Below are 16,729 nucleotides of genomic sequence, written 5' to 3'. Positions count from 1 at the left end.
TGGTGTTGCGTCTCCGCCAATTTTCGGCAGACTTGTGGGGTTTTCCTCCCCGCCACCGCGCGAGGGGTGCATAGGTCACCGCCACATCCTCCGTAGGAGCCGCCGGACCACCACGCCAGAACCCGAGCCCTAGACCCGTCGATCATCTAGGCTGAGGGTATGCCGAGGGAGCAGCCCGATTTCGTCGTCATCGCGAACCGTCTCCCGGTGGACCGGGTCACGTCCCCCGATGGCGAGGTCCTGTGGCGCACCTCGCCCGGCGGACTGGTCACGGCCCTCGAGCCGGTCATGCGACGACACGACGGAGCATGGATCGGCTGGCATGGCGCCGCCGATGAGAAGCTCCGGCCCTTCGACCACGCCGGCATGCACCTCGTGCCGATCCCGCTCACCGAGGACGACGTCCAGGAGTATTACGAGGGCTTCTCCAATGCGACGCTCTGGCCGCTGTATCACGATGTCATCGCCGCCCCGGAGTACCACCGCGAGTGGTGGGACGCCTATGTGCGCGTGAACCGCCGCTTCGCCAAGAAGGCCGCGCAGATCGCCGCCGAGGGCGCCACGGTGTGGGTGCAGGACTACCAGCTCCAGCTCGTGCCGCAGATGCTCCGCGCCCTGCGCCCGGACCTGCGCATCGGCTTCTTCCTGCACATCCCCTTCCCGCCCACCGAGCTGTACCAGCAGCTGCCGTGGCGCCGCGAGATCCTCGAGGGCCTCCTGGGCGCCGACCTCGTCGGCTTCCAGGCACCGGGAGCAGCGCAGAACTTCATCCGCCTGGTGCGGCAGCGTGTGGGTCACAAGACCCACCGCGACACGGTCTACCTGCCCGATGGGCGCACCGTCCTGGCCAAGGCCTACCCGATCTCGATCGACGCCGAGGGCTTCGAGACGCTGTCGCGCACCCCCGAGGTGCAGGCTCGAGCCGCCGAGATCCGTGAGAGCCTCGGTAACCCCGAGACCGTCCTCCTCGGCATCGACCGGCTCGACTACACCAAGGGGCTGCCGCAGCGACTCCGCGCCTTCGGCGAGCTCGTCGCGGACGGTCTCGTACAGCTCGACGACGTCAAGTTCATCCAGATCGCCACTCCCTCGCGCGAGCGCGTGAACTCCTACAAGCTGCTCCGCGACAACATCAACCAGCTCGTCGGCCGGATCAACGGCGATATCGGGCGGATCGGCCAACAACCCATCCAGTACCTGCACGCCTCCTATCCCCGCGAGGAGATGGCGGCGATGTACCGGGCCGCGGACGTCATGGTGGTGACCCCGTTACGCGACGGCATGAACCTCGTCGCCAAGGAGTACATCGCGACCCGCTGGGACAACCGCGGCGCCCTGGTCCTCAGCGAGTTCGCCGGCGCCGCCGCCGAGCTCAAGCAGGCCTATCTGGTCAACCCGCACGACATCAACGGGCTGAAGCAGAAGATGCTCGAGGCGATCAATGCCAGCGGTCGTGAGACCTCGCGCCGGATGAAGGCGCTGCGCAAGCAGGTGATGGAGAACGACATCGACCGGTGGGCCAATGACTTCCTCACCGAGCTCAACGCGCAGCGCGACCCGCACGGCAAGACCACTCGCCCGATCTCCTGACCGCGCAGGGGATCCTTCGACCCGTCGGCGACGCGCTGCTCGGCCTGGATCACGATCTGGTCGGCGACGCGGCCCCGGTGTTCTACCGGATCGCTCGCTGTCCGCCCTCCCGGTGGTAGCTGGTCAACCTCATCGACCATCGATGAGGTTGACCAGCTACCTGCACACGGCACGAGAGGTTGATGACCTACCGCTCCCGCAGGAGGGTCAGGACGCGCCGGCCTCGACCGCCTGGCCGGCCGGATACAGCCGCCGCAGGACGTCCGAGAGCGTCACGACACCCTGGACCCGCCCGCCGTCATAGACGAGCGCGAGGTGATTGCGCGACTCACGCATCGTCGACAGCGCCTCATGCAGCGGCGTCGCGGCCTCGAGCGCGAACACTTCCCGGGCGAGCTGCTCCACGAGCACATCGTCGTCATGTGTCAGCGTCTCGCGGACGTGCACCACCCGCCGGGGATCGGTCGGCGGGCCCACGAGGATGCGCAGATGCCCGGACTCGCGCGCTGCGCGCTGCACATCGGCCACGGTCGCGCCGTCGGGCACCGTGGTGAGCTCGCCGCCGGCCTCCACGATGTCGGCCATCACCAGATCCTGCAACGACAAGGTCTGCGTGATCTGCGCCGAGTACCGCGCCTCCAGCGCGCCGACATTCGCCGAGTGCTCGACGAGCTGCCGCAGGTCGTCCGCGTTCTGGCTCGACGAGGTCTGATCCACCGGCTCGACACCGACCAGCCTCACCAGCCTGTTGGCGGCGAGGTTCAGCCCTCGCAACAGCGGGCGCGCGACCCACATGAACGCCCGCATCGGGATGGCCAGCATGATCGCCGAACGCTCCGGATGGGCGATCGCCCAGGACTTCGGTGCCATCTCCCCCACGACCAGGTGCAGGAAGGTGACGATGATCAGGGCGAGCACGAATGCCACGGCGTCCGCGAGCCAGTACGGCAGACCCCATCCGCTGAACAGCGGGGTCATCGCGTAGTGGACCGCCGGTTTGGTGATCGCACCCAGCGCCAGCGTGCAGACCGTGATGCCCAGCTGGGAACCGGCCAATAGCAGGGTCAGCTCGTGCGAAGACCGCAGAGCGGCACGTGCCGAACGGCTCGTGGCCGCCGCGTCCTCGATACGGTGCGGCTTGGCGGCGATGAGCGCGAACTCGATCGCGACGAAGAACGCGCTCAACGCGATGATCGCGATCGTCGCGATGAGCACGATCCAGGGCTGGTCACTCATCGTCGGCCTCCTGACCACTCGACGCGAGCTTCGGCAAGGTCAGACGCACCGACGCGGGAACATGATCGCGCAGTTCGAGCACGGTGACATCGAGGAACTCCGGTTCGGGCTCCTCGCCCAGCGCCACCGCACCGGCGTCCGGCGGCAGTTCGACCCGCACGACATCGCCCTCGTCCGGCAGCCGGCCGAGGGAGGCGATGACGAGGCCGGACAGCGTCTCGTAGTCGCCCTCGGGCAGGTCCCGTTCCAGCAGTCGCTCGACCTCGTCGATGTGCGAGTCCGCCGAGACGCGCCACACGCCCGCGCCCTCCTGCTCAGCCACCGGGAAGAGGTCGTCCCACTCATCGGCGATCTCGCCCACGAACTCCTCCGCGAGGTCCTCCGGGGTGAGCACGCCGGTGAAGCTGCCGTGCTCGTCGACGACACAGGCCAGCTGGTCGTTGGTCTCGCCGAAGGCGGCGAGCGCATTCGGCAGCGGCATGAGCTCGGGGATGACGAGAGCGTCGCGCATGATGGTGGCGACGGTGGCGCTCTCATCGCAGCCGCCGAGCACGTCGACGAGGTGGACCACGCCCACGACCCGGTCGTCCTCCATGACCGGATAGCGCGAGTGCCCGGACGCCATCTGCTCCCGCAAGGTGCCGATGGTCTCGTCGGACTCGATGACGTCGACTCGCGAGCGCGGCACCATCGCGTGCTCGACGTCCTGACGCGGGAAGTCGAGGATCCGGTCGACCATCATCGACAGCTCGGGTGACAGATCGCCGCTCTCGCGCGACTCGGCGACGATGTGCTCCAGATCCCTGACCGTGGCCGAGCTCTCGACATCGTGCACCGGCTCGATCTTCAGCGCTCGCAACAGCAGATTCGACGCGTGGTCGAACACCGTGATCAGCCAGCCGAAGAGCTTGAGGTAGATCAGCGTCGAACGCGACAGGGCCCGGGCGACGGGCTCGGGACGCGAGATCGCCAGGTTCTTCGGGAAGAGCTCACCGAATAGCATCTGGATGATCGTCGACAGCAGCAGCGCGATGATCGTGCCGATCATCACGCCGGCAGCGGTGGACACCCCGGCCCCGCCGAGCATGTCGCCGAAGGCCTCGCCGATCAGCGGTTCGGCGACGTAACCGACCAGCAGGCCGGTGACGGTGATGCCCAGCTGCGCGCCGGACAACATGAACGAGGTACGGCCCGTGACCTGCAGCGTCCGCGCGGAGACTGCGTCTCCCGCGGCGGCGCGCGCCTTGAGGCGCGACCGGTCGACGGCCATATAAGCGAACTCCTGGGCCACGAAATAGGCGGTGGCGACGGTGATCAGGAAGACGACCACCAGGCCCAGCAGGAGATAGACCACACTCATCGGCGCCCACCCCCTGGCGCCTTGGTACTACACGGAGGGTCGTCTGAACGTTGAGCAGCGCTCGGCATCTCATCCTCACTGAGAAGAACGAACTTCCGCGATGAGCCATCGCGAAAAGCCGCGCCCCCTGTGGCGCGGCCCCTCTAGTGTGACCCAAGAATCCAATCTCGCCCAGCCCGCGGCGCCGTGCGCCCGGGTACGGTGTCCCGATGGACGCCGAGGACTATCTGCTGAACCCGCCCCTGCGCGGGCGTCTGGTCGAGCTGCACCCCCTCGCCGAGGAGCACACCACCGACCTGTTCGAGGTCGTCGAGGACGAAGTCTTCCGGCATCTGAGCTGGCCTCCTCCGCGATCGAAGGAGGAGCTCGCCGACCGGCTGATCTGGTACCGCGAGCAGCCGGCCATGGCACCGTGGGCTCAGGTCGACGCCGCCAGCGGACGCGCCATCGGCATGACGACCTTCTACGAGATCGACGCCTCCCTGCGTACGCTCGCGATCGGGCACACCTGGCTCGGGCGGCCCTACTGGCGGCAGGGCCACAACACTGAAGCGAAGCTCCTGCTACTGACCCGCGCCTTCGACGATCTCGGCTGCGTCCGTGTGGTCTGGCAGACCGACGTGCGCAACGAGCGCTCGCAGGCGGCGATCACCCGCCTCGGCGCCGCCCGCGAGGGACTCCTGCGCAAGCACCGGCGACGCCCGGACGGCAGCTGGCGCGACACGGTCACCTACGCGATGCTCGACGACGAATGGCCCACCGCCAGAGCCCGTCTCGCGGCCGCTGTCGGCCACCTTCCGGACTGACCGGGGCTCAGCTGACGACGCGGGCGCGGCGCAGGGTGCTGTTGGCGATGATCGCCAGCAGCAGCGCGCCCCAGGCGGCCGCGATGGTCACGCCGAATGCCGGCTGATGGCCACCCGCATCGGCGAGGCGGCCCGCGATCCCCGCGCCGGTCGCATAGCCGAGGCCGGTGGCCGCCGCGAGAAAGGTCATCGCGGTGCCGACCTTGGTGATCGGGACGATGATCCCGGCCAGCGCGAAGTTGCTGATCATGTACGGGGCGACCGCGAAGCCGAGCACGCTGATCACCGCCACGAGCGCACCGAGCGAGTCCACCCACCACAGCGGGATCGCGAAGAGGAACAACGCCGTGGCGGCAGCGAGCATCCGAGTCGAGTACAGGAAGCGCTCGGGCAGCGCGGTGATCGACAGACCGGCGATCACGCTGCCGATTCCGAGGCAGGCGTGGATCAGGCCCGCGAGACCGGCCTGACCCGCTGCCGTCGCCAGCACCGTGCTGCCGGTCTGGATGCTGCCGAACAGCGTGCCGACGAAGAACTGCGCCACGATGAGCACCCCGAAGGCCACCGACCACAGACGTCCGTCCTCGACGACGGACGCCGCCTTCGCGACCAGCTGTGCCGTCGGGTGGATCCCGAACCAGGTGCCGAACACAGCGAGGATCACCGCGGCGGCGAGCACCGCGCCGGCCGGATCGAGGAGGACGCCGAGCACACCGATGAGGGCCGGGCCGAGGACGAAGGAGGCCTCGTCCGCGGCACCCTCATAGGAGAAGGCGGCATCAATGAGGCGGCGCTGGTCACTCGGCCCGGGCCGGTCCTGGGCGGTGATCGGGCGCCACCGCACGCGTGCCAGCGGTCCGACCTGGGGCAGCATGAGCCCGGTCGCGGCCGCGACGGTCACGATGAGCCAGGCGGGAGCGGTGGGCGTCGTCACGGCCACGAGCGCGGCGAGCCCCGCCGCGCCGACGAGGGACTGCACGAGCACCACGGGCCGCTGTCCGATCCGGTCGGCCAGCATCCCGGCGATCGGAGCGCCGACGGCATTGGCGATGGCGAGTGATCCGGCCGCGGCACCGCCCAGCGCATAACGACCGCTGACCTCGCTGACCATGACGAGGGCACCCAGCTGGCTCATGGCAAGCGGAATCCGCCCGAGGAAGGCTACGAGGACGTAGGCGGGCCCGACTGTGCGCAACAAGGCGCGGTACGACGCGACGGCAGACAAAGCAGAGCGAGTCTAGCCGCCTGTCTCCAGCGCTTCCCGGCCGCCACCTCGGACACGCCGGACACGCCGAAGGCGACCCTGGGCGACCGGACAGTCTGCTCTACGGCAGCATGGGGCCGATGACCGAACGCCGCCCTCTCACCGACCTCATCGCCCCGGACTGGGCCGATGCCCTCGCGCCGGTCGCCGACCAGATCACGCGGATGGGCGACTTCCTGCGCCAGGAGATGGCAGCCGGTCGCAGCTACCTCCCGGCCGGCCAGGACATCCTGCGCGCGTTCCGCGAGCCGATGGCCGATGTCAAGGTCCTGATCACCGGACAGGATCCCTACCCCACACCGGGGCATCCGATGGGACTCTCCTTCTCCGTCGAGCCCGATGTGCGTCCCATCCCCAAGAGCCTCATCAACATCTACCGCGAACTGCGTGAGGATCTGGGCATCGAGCCCGCCGCGAGCGGCGACCTGACCCCTTGGGCCGGGCAAGGTGTGCTGCTGCTCAACCGTGCCCTCACCGTGCGCCCTGGCACGCCGGCCAGCCATCGCGGCAAAGGCTGGGAGGCGGTCACCGAGCAGGCCATCCGCGCGCTCGTCGCCCGCGACCGTCCGCTCGTGGCCATCCTGTGGGGCCGCGACGCCCAGAATCTGAGCTCCCTTCTCGGCTCGACCCCGCAGATCGCCTCGGCACATCCGAGCCCCCTGTCGGCCTCGCGCGGCTTCTTCGGCTCGCGGCCGTTCAGCCGCGCCAACGAGCTGCTGCGACAACAGGGCGCTGAGCCGGTGAATTGGGACCTGAACCGTTAACCTTTCCAGGTGAGCACCACCAATCTCCGCGACCGCGGTCGCGTCCTCGACGAAGGCTTCGCCCAACTGCAGCGATGGGGACTGCGCATCGTCGTGATCGCGGCCGCGCTCTACGTCCTGGGATGGGTCATCGGGCGCACGTGGATGGTGTGGTTCCCGATCTGCCTGGCGATCCTCGTCGCCACCGTGCTCGAGCCGCCGGCTCGCAAGCTGAAAGGCATCGGGTTCCCGGACGCCCTCTCCGCTCTGTTGACGCTGCTCGGATTCCTCGGCGGCGTGTTCGTCGTGTTCGCGATGGTCATCCCGCAGATGATCGACGAGGCGCCCAGTATCGCCAATAGCGCCGCGAGCGGTCTGAACAAGGTGCAGCAGTGGCTCACCGAAGGGCCCTTCCAGGTCACCGAGGGACAGATCACCCAGGCGATCGACACCGTGCAGCAGTGGCTACGAGACTCCGCGGGCGATATCAGCTCCGGCGTCTTCAGCACGCTCGGCACGGTCACCAATGTCATCATCAACCTGGTCGTGACGCTGGTGCTGGTCTTCTTCATCCTGAAGGACGGCCACCGCTTCCTGCCCTTCGTTCGCCGCATCGGCGGACGTCGCGTGGGCGGTCACCTCAGCGAGCTGATGGGCCGCTCGTGGGGGACCCTCGGCGGCTTCATCCGCACGCAGGGCATCGTCTCGGCGGTCGACGCCTTCTTCATCGGCCTCGGCCTGCTGATCGTCGGCGTGCCGCTGGCGATTCCACTGGCGATCCTGACCTTCTTCGGCGGCTTCATCCCGATCGTCGGTGCCTTCGCCACCGGAGCCTTGGCCGTGTTGGTGACCCTGGTGACCAACAGCCTGCAGGACGCGATCATCGTGCTGCTCATCATCGTGGCCGTCCAGCAGTTGGAGAGCAATATCCTCTCGCCGTGGCTGCAGGGCAAGAGCATGAAGCTCCACGCCGGCGTCGTGCTGCTGGCGGTGACGGCGGGCGGTTCTCTCTTCGGCATCACCGGCGCCTTCCTGGCGGTCCCGGTGGCCGCGGCGGTCGCGGAGATCCTGCGCTACCTGAACGAGCAGGTCGACTTGGAGGTATCGCCCGATGCGCCCTCGGAGGATCGACGCGGGGCGGAACCGGATTCCGAGGGTCCGACGACCGCGGACATCGATCAGCAGCTCGGCGCCGCGGGCGACGAGCACCCGGACATCACCCAACGCTGACGTCCGACTTTTGCCGGGCTGTGGCCCCTGGAGCACCGTGAAAAGGGCCAGAACCCGGCAAAAGGTGGGCTCCGGTCCTCACAGTCAGCCGAGCAGCTCCTCGGGAGCCACGGCCAGCGATACGGGTTCGGTGACCTCGAAGGTCTCATCGCCGACCGCGCGGGTCGTCTGCCGGTAGGAGCCGTCGGTCAGCGTCCAGGCGGTGATCGACGGCTCGGCCGGATCGACCACCCAGTAGTACGCACAGCCCGCCCGCTCCCATCGGTCCTTCTTCAACAGCAGATCGATCCCCCGCGTCGACGGCGACAACACCTCCACCGCCAGCAACGGAGGCCCGGGCAGATCCTCTTCAGTGAAATCGGCGCTCGCCGCGATCAGGAGGTCCGGCTGAATCACCGTGTCCTCGGCCAACACCACATCGACCGGCGCCGGCAGCACCTTGGCCCACGGGGGACAGACAGCGGCAAGCCGGACGATCAGCTGCATCACCGCGTTCTGGTGAGCGATCCGCGGTGCGGGGCTCACGACCAGCACCCCGTCGACCAACTCATAGCGGTGCCCGTCATCGGGGATCTCCGCGAGATCCTCGCGCGTCAGCGAACGACCCCGTGGCAGACCCCGCGGAGTCGAACTCACAGCAGCCATAACAGTCATCGTAAGTCTCCTCCTCGGACATGACCACAGACCACACCACCACACCGACATCGTCGAACGCTCATCCACAGGCCGCGCCACGACCACCCCCGCCAGGCAGCGGTACGCCATCAACCCCATCGACGTCCGAATACGTTGACCAGCTACCGCTACCGCGAAGGAGAGGTTGATGATCTACCGCCACCACCGCTCGGGGACCACGAAAGGGACCCACCAGATCGGCGGCCGAGCAGCCGCCGCGGGGGCTCGCCTCAGTCGAAGACGACGGTCTTGACGCCGTTCAGGACGACGCGGTGCTCCGCATGCGCCCGCAAGGCGCCGGCGAGGGCGCGGGCCTCGAGGTCCTGACCGAGACCGGCGAGCTCGGTCGCACTCGATCGGTGATCGACACGGCGGAAGTCCTGCTCGATGATCGGTCCCTCGTCGAGTTCGGCCGTGACATAGTGCGCGGTGGCGCCGATGACCTTGACCCCACGGCGATGGGCCTGCTCATAGGGGCGCGCGCCCTTGAAGCTCGGCAGCAGCGAGTGATGGATGTTGATCGCCCGCCCGTGGACGGCGCGGCACATGTCATCGGAGAGGATCTGCATGTAGCGCGCCAGCACGAGCGCCTCGGCGCCCGTCTCGTCCATCAGCGCGAGCACACGACGCTCCGCATCGTCCTTGGTGTCGGCGGTGACCGGCAGGTAGTGGAAGTCGATACCGTGCCAGCGCACCTCCTTCTCCCAGGTCGTGTGGTTGGAGACGACCGCGACGATCTCGACCGGCAACTGCCCGGTGCGATATCGGAACAGCAGATGGTTGAGCACATGGCCCTGCTTGCTGACCATGACCACGACCCGCATCGGCCGGGTGGCGTCGTGCAGCTGCCAGGTCATCTCGAAAGACCCCACGGCCCCGGCCAGCCGCTCGCGCATCTCCTCGACCGCGAGCGGCTCGGCGGAGGAGAAGCGCACCCGCATGAAGAACTGCCGGGTGTCGGGGTCGGCGTACTGCTGGGACTCCACGATCGTGCAGTCGTGCTGCGCGAGCGCACCGGAGATCGTGGCCACGATGCCGATCTGATCGGGGCACGACAACGTCACGATGAAGTCATTGGTGGTGTCACATGGCATTGAGACCGGTCAACTCCCGTCCGATGATCAGCTTCTGGATCTGGCTCGTGCCCTCGTACAAGGTGAGGACGCGGGCATCCCGCAGGTACTTGCCGAGGGGGAACTCGTCGATGAAACCGTATCCGCCCAAGACCTGGAGGCAGCGATTGGTCACCGCGACGGCCGCCTCGCTCGCCGCAAGCTTGGCCATCGAGACATGGAGGCTGAGCGCGCGCAGGGCCGTGCCCTGATCGACACCCCACGCCGCCCGGCGGGTGAGCAACCGGGCCGCGTCGATCTCGACGGCAGAGTCCGCGAGCAGCTCCTGTACGAGCTGCTTGGCGGCGATCGGCCCACCGAACTGCCTGCGCTCGGTGGCATAGCCCAGCGCGACATCCAGTGCGGCCTGTGCGACACCCACGCTGCTGGCCGCCACGGAGATCCGCCCCTTGGTGAGCGCCTCCAGCGCGATGGGGAGCCCCCGCCCGAGATCGCCCAGCCGTGCGGAGTCCGGGACGCGCACGCCCTCGAGGCTCAGCGCCGCCGTGGCCTGCCCGCGCAGCCCGAGCTTGCCCTCGATCGACCGGGCCGTGAAGCCGGGCACATCGGTCGGCACGAGGAAAGCGGTGACTCCACGGCCGCCCTCGTCACTCGTCCGCGCGAACAGCAGCGCGACCGCCGCCCACGTGCCGTTGGTGATGAACATCTTCTCACCGTCCAGCACCCAGTCGTCGCCGTCGCGCCGCGCTCGGGTGCGCAGCGAGCCGGGGTCGGAGCCGGAGTCCGGCTCCGTGAGACCGAAACATCCCAACGCCTCGCCGGAGGTCAGCCGGGGCAACCAGTGCGACCTCTGCTCCTCGGTGCCGTGCGAGGCGATCGACTTGGCGACCAGGCCCAGGCTGACCGAGACGATGCCCCGGATGGAGTTGTCGCCACGGCCCAGCTCCTCCATCACCGCGGCGTAGGCCTGGAAGCTGCTCGGAGTGCCGCCGTACTCCTCGGCGATGCCGAGGCCGAGAAAGCCCAGCTCTTCCAGCCGTCCCACGATCGAGATGTCGACCGACTCGGCACGGTCCCAGTCGCGGATGTGCGGCACGATCTCACGATCCACGAAGGTGCGCGCCAGGCCGGCGATCTCCTGGTCGATCTCGTCCAAGGCGAAGTCCATAGCCGCAGCGTAGCGCCCGGCCGCGGTCAGATCCGCACGACGAGCACGGCCCCGAGATAGACCAGGTAGGCGACGACGAGTCCAGTGCCCTCGATCCGCGAGATGCGACGCCCGGACCAGAACACCGGGACGAGCAGCAGCACCACCGCCACCATCACCGGGAGATCGAATCGCACGATCGGATCGCTGACCGCCAGTGGACGGACGAGTGCCGAGACTCCGAGCACGAGGGCGAGATTGTAGACGCTGGAGCCGATCAGATTGCCCAGCGCCAACCCGCGCTCGCCGCGGATCGTCGCCACGATCAACGTCACCAGCTCAGGTGCCGACGTGCCGATGGCCACGACCGTGAGACCGATGACGTCGTCGTCGACACCCCACAGCTGCGCCAGCTCGACGGCTCCGCTCACCAGAAGCTCGGCACCGCCGACGACGGCCGCGAGGCCGGCCACCAGAACGATCGCGTCACGAACCGCTGACCCGCGCGGATCGTCGACCTCGCTCTCGACCGTCCCGGAACGCTGGCGCAGCACCAGTCCGGTGTAGCCCATGGCGAGGAACACCAGCACGATCGCATCGACCCGCGACAGCTCGCCGTCCAAGAGCAGCAGTGCCGTGATCACGGCGACCATGACGATCGCCGGCAGATCACGTCGCAGCGTCGTCCGATCGAGCAGCACGGGCGCGAGCACGGCGCCGAGGCCCAGGATCAGCAGCAGGTTGACGATATTGGTGCCGACGACGTTGCCGACCACGAGCGGGCCGGCACCACGCAGCGCACCATCGACGCCGATCGCCAGCTCGGGCAGGCTCGTGCCCACCGAGACGATCGTGATGCCGACGACGAGCGGCGGGACGGCGAACCGACGTGCGACGCGTGCCCCGGCTCGAACGACCGCCTCCGCGCCCACCGCCAGCAGCACGAGACCGAGGACGACGAGCAGCGGAGCCATCTCCATATCCTCGGCCACCCACTGCACGGACGCATGGCAGACGGATCAGAGCAGCTGCACGACGTCCCAGCCGATCTTGAGGATGAAGGCTCCCACGACCACCACGAACACACCTCTGATGAACGCGGCACCCTTCGCCACCGCCGTCCGGGCCCCGAGGTAGCCGCCGGCGATGTTGAAGACCGCCAGGATGACGCCGACCTTCCACATCACCGCGCCCTGCGGCACGAACACGAGCAGCGAGGCGAAGTTCGTCGCCCAGTTCGCGATCTTCGCCTTCGCGCTGGCCTCCAGGAACCCGTACCCCAGCCATCCCACGAGCGCGAAGACCAGGAAGGATCCGGTGCCGGGGCCGAGTGCTCCGTCGTAGAAGCCGATCAGCATCCCGGTGGTCATCGCGGCGCCGTAGTGCCGCCCGCCGGAGAAGCGGATGCGGGTGACGAGCCCGAGTTTCGGGGTGGCCAGTGTGTAGGCGCCCACCACCACGAGCACGACGAGGATGATCGGGTTGAAGGCCTCACGAGGCAGGAACGAGGCCACGAACGCCCCACCGAGCGATCCGGCGAAGGCGGCGAGCGCGAGCGGCAGCGCGGTCCGTGGATCGGGACGCACCCGGCGCAGGTAGGTGATGCTGGACGTCGTCGTGCCGGCGATCGAGCCGAGCTTGTTGGTGGCGAGCAGCTGCACCGGCGCGGCGTGAGGGAAGGCGATCATCAACGCGGGCAGCTGCACCAGTCCCCCGCCGCCCACGACGGCATCGGTCCAGCCCGCCAGGAACGCCGCCGCGGCGACGAAGGCCAGCAGGTAGAGACTGGGGTCGTCCATCACGGCAGACGCGCTCGGGCAGTCCACCGACCGCCGACTCGCTCCACCGTGATCGGGTGCTCGTAGGCCTCGCTCACCAGAGCATCGGTCAGCACCTCGTCGACGGGTCCGGCGGCGATGAGGCGACCAGCGCTCATGAGCGCGGCGTGACTGACGCGTGCGGGCAGCTCCTCGAAGTGGTGCGTGACCATGATGGTGGTGACCCCGGTGTCCGGGAGGCGGTCGATCGTGGCGATCATCCGTTCCCGCGCCGCGAGGTCCAGGCCCGTGGACGGCTCGTCGAGGATCATGAGATCGGGCTCGGTCATCAGGGCACGCGCGATCAGCGTCCGGCCCCGCTCCCCCTGCGACATCGTGAGCCAGCGCTGCGTCGGGTCGTCGCCGACGGCCAACTGCTTCATCAGGTCCTCGGCACGCTCGACCTCGGCCTGGCTCGGCTCCCAGCGCGGGATCCGCTCGATCGTCGAGGTCGCCCCGGTCAGCACGATGTCGCGGACCGAGAGATTGGAGCCGAGCGGGTGGCGTGCGTCGACCACGGCGATCGAGCGGCGCAGCTCGCGCAGGTCGACGCGTCCCATCTGAGCGTCGAGGATCCTCGCGGTGCCGCGGCTGGGGAAGGTGGTCGCCGAGCAGATCGATAGCAAGGTGGACTTGCCGGCACCGTTCGGACCCAGCAAGGCCCATTGCTCGCCCCGCTCGACCGTCAGATCGATACCGTGCAGGATCTCCCTTCCCGCGCGGACGAATCTCACTCCCTCGAGTCGCACAGCCGTCACGCGCGCCACTGTACGCCCGCCCCCCGGCAGGGTGCGTCGCGGATCGGCGCGAGCCGGATCACACATCGCACCCCGCGGCAGCGCGAGCATGGATCCGGGCGTAGCATCGCTGCGTTCATCGCCGTTTTCCCTGGAGCACCACCATGTCGTCGACCCCCGCGGCACCGTCCGCCGCGCCCGCCAATCCTCGTTCCCGCGTCCTCATGGCCAGCCTCGTAGGCACGACGATCGAGTTCTACGACTTCTACGTCTACGCGACGGCCGCGGTGTTGGTGTTCCCGCACCTGTTCTTCCCCGAGGGCAATGACACCGTCGCGTTGTTGTCGTCCTTCGCGGTCTTCGGTGCGGCGATGGTCGCCCGTCCCGCCGGCGCGATCTTCTTCGGCCATCTCGGCGACCGGTCCGGGCGCAAGGTCACCCTCGTCGCGGCGCTCCTCACGATGGGCATCGCGACCTTCCTCATCGGGCTGCTGCCCACCTACGCCATGGTGGGCTGGCTGGCGCCGTTCCTGCTGGTCGTCATGCGCCTCGCACAGGGATTCGCGATCGGCGGCGAATGGAGCGGCGCCGCGCTGGTGGCGACCGAGAACGCGCCACAGGGCAAGCGAGCCTGGTACGGCACCTTCCCGCAGCTGGGAGCCCCGCTCGGCTTCATCCTCGCCAACGGCCTGTTCCTGCTGATAGCGGTCATCATGCCCTCGGACGATCCATCCAGGCCCTCGGACACCTTCCTGGAGTGGGGCTGGCGCATCCCCTTCCTGTTCAGCGCCGTCATGGTGATCATCGGCCTGTACATCCGGCTGAAGCTCGTAGAGAGCTCGGCCTTCTCCAAGACGGTCGAGACCGGCAAGGTCCAGCGGCTGCCGTTGGCGTCGGTCGTGCGCTCCAACGGGCGCGAGCTCGTGCTCGGCACGTTCTTCATGCTCGCCACCTATGTGCTGTTCTATCTGATGACGACCTTCTCGCTCAGCTACGGGCGCGCACCTCAGGACGCCGAGCTCTCGGGTTTGGGCTACTCCTACAACACCTTCGTGCTGATGATGATCGGAGGCGTCGTCTTCTTCGGCGCCTTCACGATGATCTCCGGCCCGATGGCCGACCGCTTCGGACGGCGTCGCAGCCTGCTGGTCATCACTGCGGCGATCATGATCTTCGGCCTGCTGTGGGTGCCGTTGCTGGACGGCGGACTCGTGATGCTGTGGCTGATCCTCGGCTTCACCCTGATGGGACTCACCTTCGGCCCCATGGGTGCGCTGCTGCCGGAGCTGTTCCCCACCAATGTGCGGTACACGGGGTCGGGTATCAGCTACAACGTCAGCTCGATCCTGGGCGCGGCGGTCGCACCGTTCATCGCCGTGTGGCTGTGGACGCTCGGCGACGGCAGCCCCTTCTGGGTCGGCGTGTACCTCTCCTCGATGGCCGTGCTGACCTTCGTGGCCCTGCTCCTCGGCAAGGAGACCCGCGAGGTCGACATCGAGCACTGATCAGCGCCGCAGCAGGCGCACAAGCACGTTCTCGAGCTCATCGTCGCCGACACGCTCGCTGCGCATCTGCTCCTCGGTGAACAGCGCCCGGGTCGCGCCGACCGAGAACAGCACCCGGTAGATGGCCGCGGCCTCGGTCGCGGCCACGCCGAGCCGGTCCACCAGGAGGGCTTCCGCCGACTCGGACAGCCGGCGCAGGCATTCGGCATTGCGTGCTTCGAACGCCGCGACCTCCTGCCCTTCGACGAAGAAGGCCCGCAACGCGCTGCGGTACTGGCCGAACAACCGCAGGGCCCCTCGGACCGCACTGCGCATGGCCGCCTCGGGCTCCTGCTCGCGCGCCAGCTCCATGACGGCCAGCGCCTCGGCCTCCAGGCGGTCGAGCGTGTCCCGCTGAAGCGCCACCAGCAGACCCTCCCGGTCGCCGAAGCGGTGGTACAACGAGCCGTTCGAGGTCCCGGCGCGACGAGCCACCGCCGCGACGGTGACCGCCCGCAGCCCGCCGCCCTCGATGAGCTCGGCGGTGGCGCGGATCATGACCTGGGTGGACTGCTCGGCTCGGTGCTGCGCGACGGCTCTCACGAGAGCACCCTTGCACATCTAGAGCGCTCGCTCTAGTTTTGGGTCATGAAGCGCGATCACTGGCGCCGGCACAATGACGAGCTCGACCCGGACACCGACTACCGGCAGATCTACGGGGTACTCGCCCAGCACGAGTTCCCGTGGGACATGCTGATGGCGTTGAGCTTCGCGCTGTTCCGTACGTACGCGGTGCCCGGCATCGGTCGGCTGCTCGACGAGACGGGCGCGTTCACCACTGACACACAGAAGCGCTATGACGACACGACGCTGCTGCTCGCCGCCCCTGGCGAGCAGGGCTTCGAGCACCCCGATGCCCGCGCGGCGATCCGCCGGATCAATCAGATGCACCGCGCCTACGACATCCCCGACCACGAGATGCGCTATGTACTCAGCACCTTCGTCGTCGTGCCGGCGCGCTGGATCGAGCGCTTCGGCAAACGTCCCCTCACCGACCGGGAGGTGCGGGCCTCGGTGCGCTACTACACCGAGCTCGGCCGGCACATGGGCATCCGCCACATCCCCGAGGACTATGACGCCTTCGCCCGGCTGATGGACGACTACGAGAAGGAGCACTTCGCCTACGCCGCCGGGTCCCGCCGGGTCGCTGACGCGACCCTCGACCTGATGACGACCTTCTACCCGTGGGTCCCCGACCGCCTCATGCACGCCTTCGCCCGTTCGCTCATGGATGAGCCGCTACGGAGCTCTCTGCGCTATGCGACCCCGCCGCGCCTCGTCGAACGCCTCGGACCGCTCTCCCTGCGCCTGCGGGGGATGCTGCTTCGCGCGGCGCCCGCGCGGCGACGACCGAAGCAGCTCGAGGACATCCGCTGGATCCGCAGCTATCCCGACGGCTACGACATCAGCTCGCTCGGCACCTTCCCCGGCGGATGCCCCGCGCCTCACGGCGACCATGGGGCCGCTCGATCCTGACACCCCACCTCGGTGGGGTAACGTCAACCTC

16 protein-coding genes are annotated in these 16,729 nt (G+C 68.4%); 6 read left to right on the top strand and 10 right to left on the bottom strand.

From position 1 onward, the window contains the following. The first annotated feature begins 159 nt into the window (after positions 1–159). Positions 160–1,590, top strand: a complete 1,431-nt coding sequence (locus FNM00_RS01180; RefSeq protein WP_143911184.1) for an alpha,alpha-trehalose-phosphate synthase (UDP-forming) — start codon at positions 160–162, stop codon at positions 1,588–1,590. A gap of 207 nt (positions 1,591–1,797) precedes the next feature. On the opposite strand, the gene FNM00_RS01175 is transcribed toward FNM00_RS01180, so the two are convergent. Next, positions 1,798–2,826, bottom strand: coding sequence for a hemolysin family protein (locus FNM00_RS01175; RefSeq protein ID WP_143911183.1), 1,029 nt, complete (start codon positions 2,824–2,826; stop codon positions 1,798–1,800). Then, on the bottom strand, positions 2,819–4,186 hold the full coding sequence (locus FNM00_RS01170) for a hemolysin family protein (protein ID WP_143911182.1): 1,368 nt from the start codon (positions 4,184–4,186) through the stop codon (positions 2,819–2,821). The genes FNM00_RS01175 and FNM00_RS01170 overlap by 8 nt, the downstream gene beginning before the upstream one ends. A gap of 209 nt (positions 4,187–4,395) precedes the next feature. Here FNM00_RS01170 and FNM00_RS01165 point away from each other — a divergent pair, with 209 nt between their 5' ends. Then, positions 4,396–4,992 carry a GNAT family N-acetyltransferase gene (locus FNM00_RS01165; RefSeq protein ID WP_143911181.1) on the top strand — a complete coding sequence of 199 codons (597 nt, stop codon included), beginning with the start codon at positions 4,396–4,398 and terminating at the stop codon, positions 4,990–4,992. Positions 4,993–4,999: 7 nt separating this feature from the next. Here the strand turns inward: FNM00_RS01165 and FNM00_RS01160 are convergent, their stop codons facing one another. After that, the gene (locus tag FNM00_RS01160; protein ID WP_143911180.1) at positions 5,000–6,217 is read right to left on the bottom strand and encodes an MFS transporter; all 1,218 of its coding nucleotides are present in this window, start codon (positions 6,215–6,217) and stop codon (positions 5,000–5,002) included. Positions 6,218–6,336: 119 nt separating this feature from the next. On the opposite strand from FNM00_RS01160, the gene FNM00_RS01155 reads away from it, so the two are divergent. Continuing rightward, entirely contained in the window at positions 6,337–7,020 is a 684-nt protein-coding gene (locus FNM00_RS01155) for a uracil-DNA glycosylase (protein WP_143911179.1), read from the top strand. A 9-nt stretch (positions 7,021–7,029) separates the two neighbouring features. Continuing rightward, on the top strand, positions 7,030–8,229 hold the full coding sequence (locus tag FNM00_RS01150) for an AI-2E family transporter (RefSeq protein ID WP_143911178.1): 1,200 nt from the start codon (positions 7,030–7,032) through the stop codon (positions 8,227–8,229). Between the two features lie 84 nt (positions 8,230–8,313). Here the strand turns inward: FNM00_RS01150 and FNM00_RS01145 are convergent, their stop codons facing one another. From FNM00_RS01145 to FNM00_RS01120, 6 genes are all read right to left on the bottom strand, one after another. Continuing rightward, on the bottom strand, positions 8,314–8,874 hold the full coding sequence (locus FNM00_RS01145; RefSeq protein WP_143911177.1) for a Uma2 family endonuclease: 561 nt from the start codon (positions 8,872–8,874) through the stop codon (positions 8,314–8,316). 260 nt (positions 8,875–9,134) lie between these two features. Continuing rightward, a complete protein-coding gene (gene purU / locus FNM00_RS01140; protein WP_143911176.1) occupies positions 9,135–9,998 on the bottom strand; it encodes a formyltetrahydrofolate deformylase in 864 nt (287 codons plus the stop codon). Further along, positions 9,988–11,145: an acyl-CoA dehydrogenase family protein gene (locus FNM00_RS01135; protein WP_143911175.1), complete on the bottom strand. Its 1,158-nt coding sequence runs from the start codon at positions 11,143–11,145 to the stop codon at positions 9,988–9,990. Before FNM00_RS01135 ends, purU begins: the two co-directional genes overlap by 11 nt. Before the next feature lie 26 nt (positions 11,146–11,171). Further along, positions 11,172–12,098: a calcium/sodium antiporter gene (locus tag FNM00_RS01130; protein WP_221933534.1), complete on the bottom strand. Its 927-nt coding sequence runs from the start codon at positions 12,096–12,098 to the stop codon at positions 11,172–11,174. 45 nt (positions 12,099–12,143) lie between these two features. After that, positions 12,144–12,923 carry a TSUP family transporter gene (locus tag FNM00_RS01125; protein ID WP_143911174.1) on the bottom strand — a complete coding sequence of 260 codons (780 nt, stop codon included), beginning with the start codon at positions 12,921–12,923 and terminating at the stop codon, positions 12,144–12,146. After that, the gene (locus FNM00_RS01120) at positions 12,923–13,699 is read right to left on the bottom strand and encodes an ABC transporter ATP-binding protein (protein ID WP_221933533.1); all 777 of its coding nucleotides are present in this window, start codon (positions 13,697–13,699) and stop codon (positions 12,923–12,925) included. The genes FNM00_RS01125 and FNM00_RS01120 overlap by 1 nt, the downstream gene beginning before the upstream one ends. Positions 13,700–13,842: 143 nt before the next feature. On the opposite strand from FNM00_RS01120, the gene FNM00_RS01115 reads away from it, so the two are divergent. After that, complete coding sequence (locus FNM00_RS01115) at positions 13,843–15,183, top strand: MFS transporter (RefSeq protein WP_143911173.1); 1,341 nt, start codon at positions 13,843–13,845, stop codon at positions 15,181–15,183. On the opposite strand, the gene FNM00_RS01110 is transcribed toward FNM00_RS01115, so the two are convergent. Then, complete coding sequence (locus FNM00_RS01110; protein ID WP_185972912.1) at positions 15,184–15,765, bottom strand: TetR/AcrR family transcriptional regulator; 582 nt, start codon at positions 15,763–15,765, stop codon at positions 15,184–15,186. Between the two features lie 45 nt (positions 15,766–15,810). On the opposite strand from FNM00_RS01110, the gene FNM00_RS01105 reads away from it, so the two are divergent. Further along, a complete protein-coding gene (locus FNM00_RS01105; RefSeq protein WP_143911171.1) occupies positions 15,811–16,698 on the top strand; it encodes an oxygenase MpaB family protein in 888 nt (295 codons plus the stop codon). Positions 16,699–16,729: the final 31 nt, after the last annotated feature.

The organism is Aeromicrobium piscarium (genome assembly GCF_007421815.1).
In the GTDB taxonomy this organism is placed as follows: domain Bacteria; phylum Actinomycetota; class Actinomycetes; order Propionibacteriales; family Nocardioidaceae; genus Aeromicrobium; species Aeromicrobium piscarium.
The sequence above is the reverse complement of the archived record's forward strand: the minus strand, read 5'-3'. Positions and strand labels throughout refer to the sequence as shown.

Bases quoted from the DNA above. Each gene is read 5' to 3' on its own strand.
- FNM00_RS01180 (WP_143911184.1), top strand. From the start codon at position 160: ATGCCGAGGGAGCAGCCCGATTTCGTCGTCATCGCGAACCGTCTCCCG.
- FNM00_RS01175 (WP_143911183.1), bottom strand. From the start codon at position 2,826: ATGAGTGACCAGCCCTGGATCGTGCTCATCGCGACGATCGCGATCATC.
- FNM00_RS01170 (WP_143911182.1), bottom strand. From the start codon at position 4,186: ATGAGTGTGGTCTATCTCCTGCTGGGCCTGGTGGTCGTCTTCCTGATC.
- FNM00_RS01165 (WP_143911181.1), top strand. From the start codon at position 4,396: ATGGACGCCGAGGACTATCTGCTGAACCCGCCCCTGCGCGGGCGTCTG.
- FNM00_RS01155 (WP_143911179.1), top strand. From the start codon at position 6,337: ATGACCGAACGCCGCCCTCTCACCGACCTCATCGCCCCGGACTGGGCC.
- FNM00_RS01145 (WP_143911177.1), bottom strand. From the start codon at position 8,874: ATGGCTGCTGTGAGTTCGACTCCGCGGGGTCTGCCACGGGGTCGTTCG.
- purU (WP_143911176.1), bottom strand. From the start codon at position 9,998: ATGCCATGTGACACCACCAATGACTTCATCGTGACGTTGTCGTGCCCC.
- FNM00_RS01135 (WP_143911175.1), bottom strand. From the start codon at position 11,145: ATGGACTTCGCCTTGGACGAGATCGACCAGGAGATCGCCGGCCTGGCG.
- FNM00_RS01130 (WP_221933534.1), bottom strand. From the start codon at position 12,098: ATGGCTCCGCTGCTCGTCGTCCTCGGTCTCGTGCTGCTGGCGGTGGGC.
- FNM00_RS01125 (WP_143911174.1), bottom strand. From the start codon at position 12,923: ATGGACGACCCCAGTCTCTACCTGCTGGCCTTCGTCGCCGCGGCGGCG.
- FNM00_RS01115 (WP_143911173.1), top strand. From the start codon at position 13,843: ATGTCGTCGACCCCCGCGGCACCGTCCGCCGCGCCCGCCAATCCTCGT.
- FNM00_RS01105 (WP_143911171.1), top strand. From the start codon at position 15,811: ATGAAGCGCGATCACTGGCGCCGGCACAATGACGAGCTCGACCCGGAC.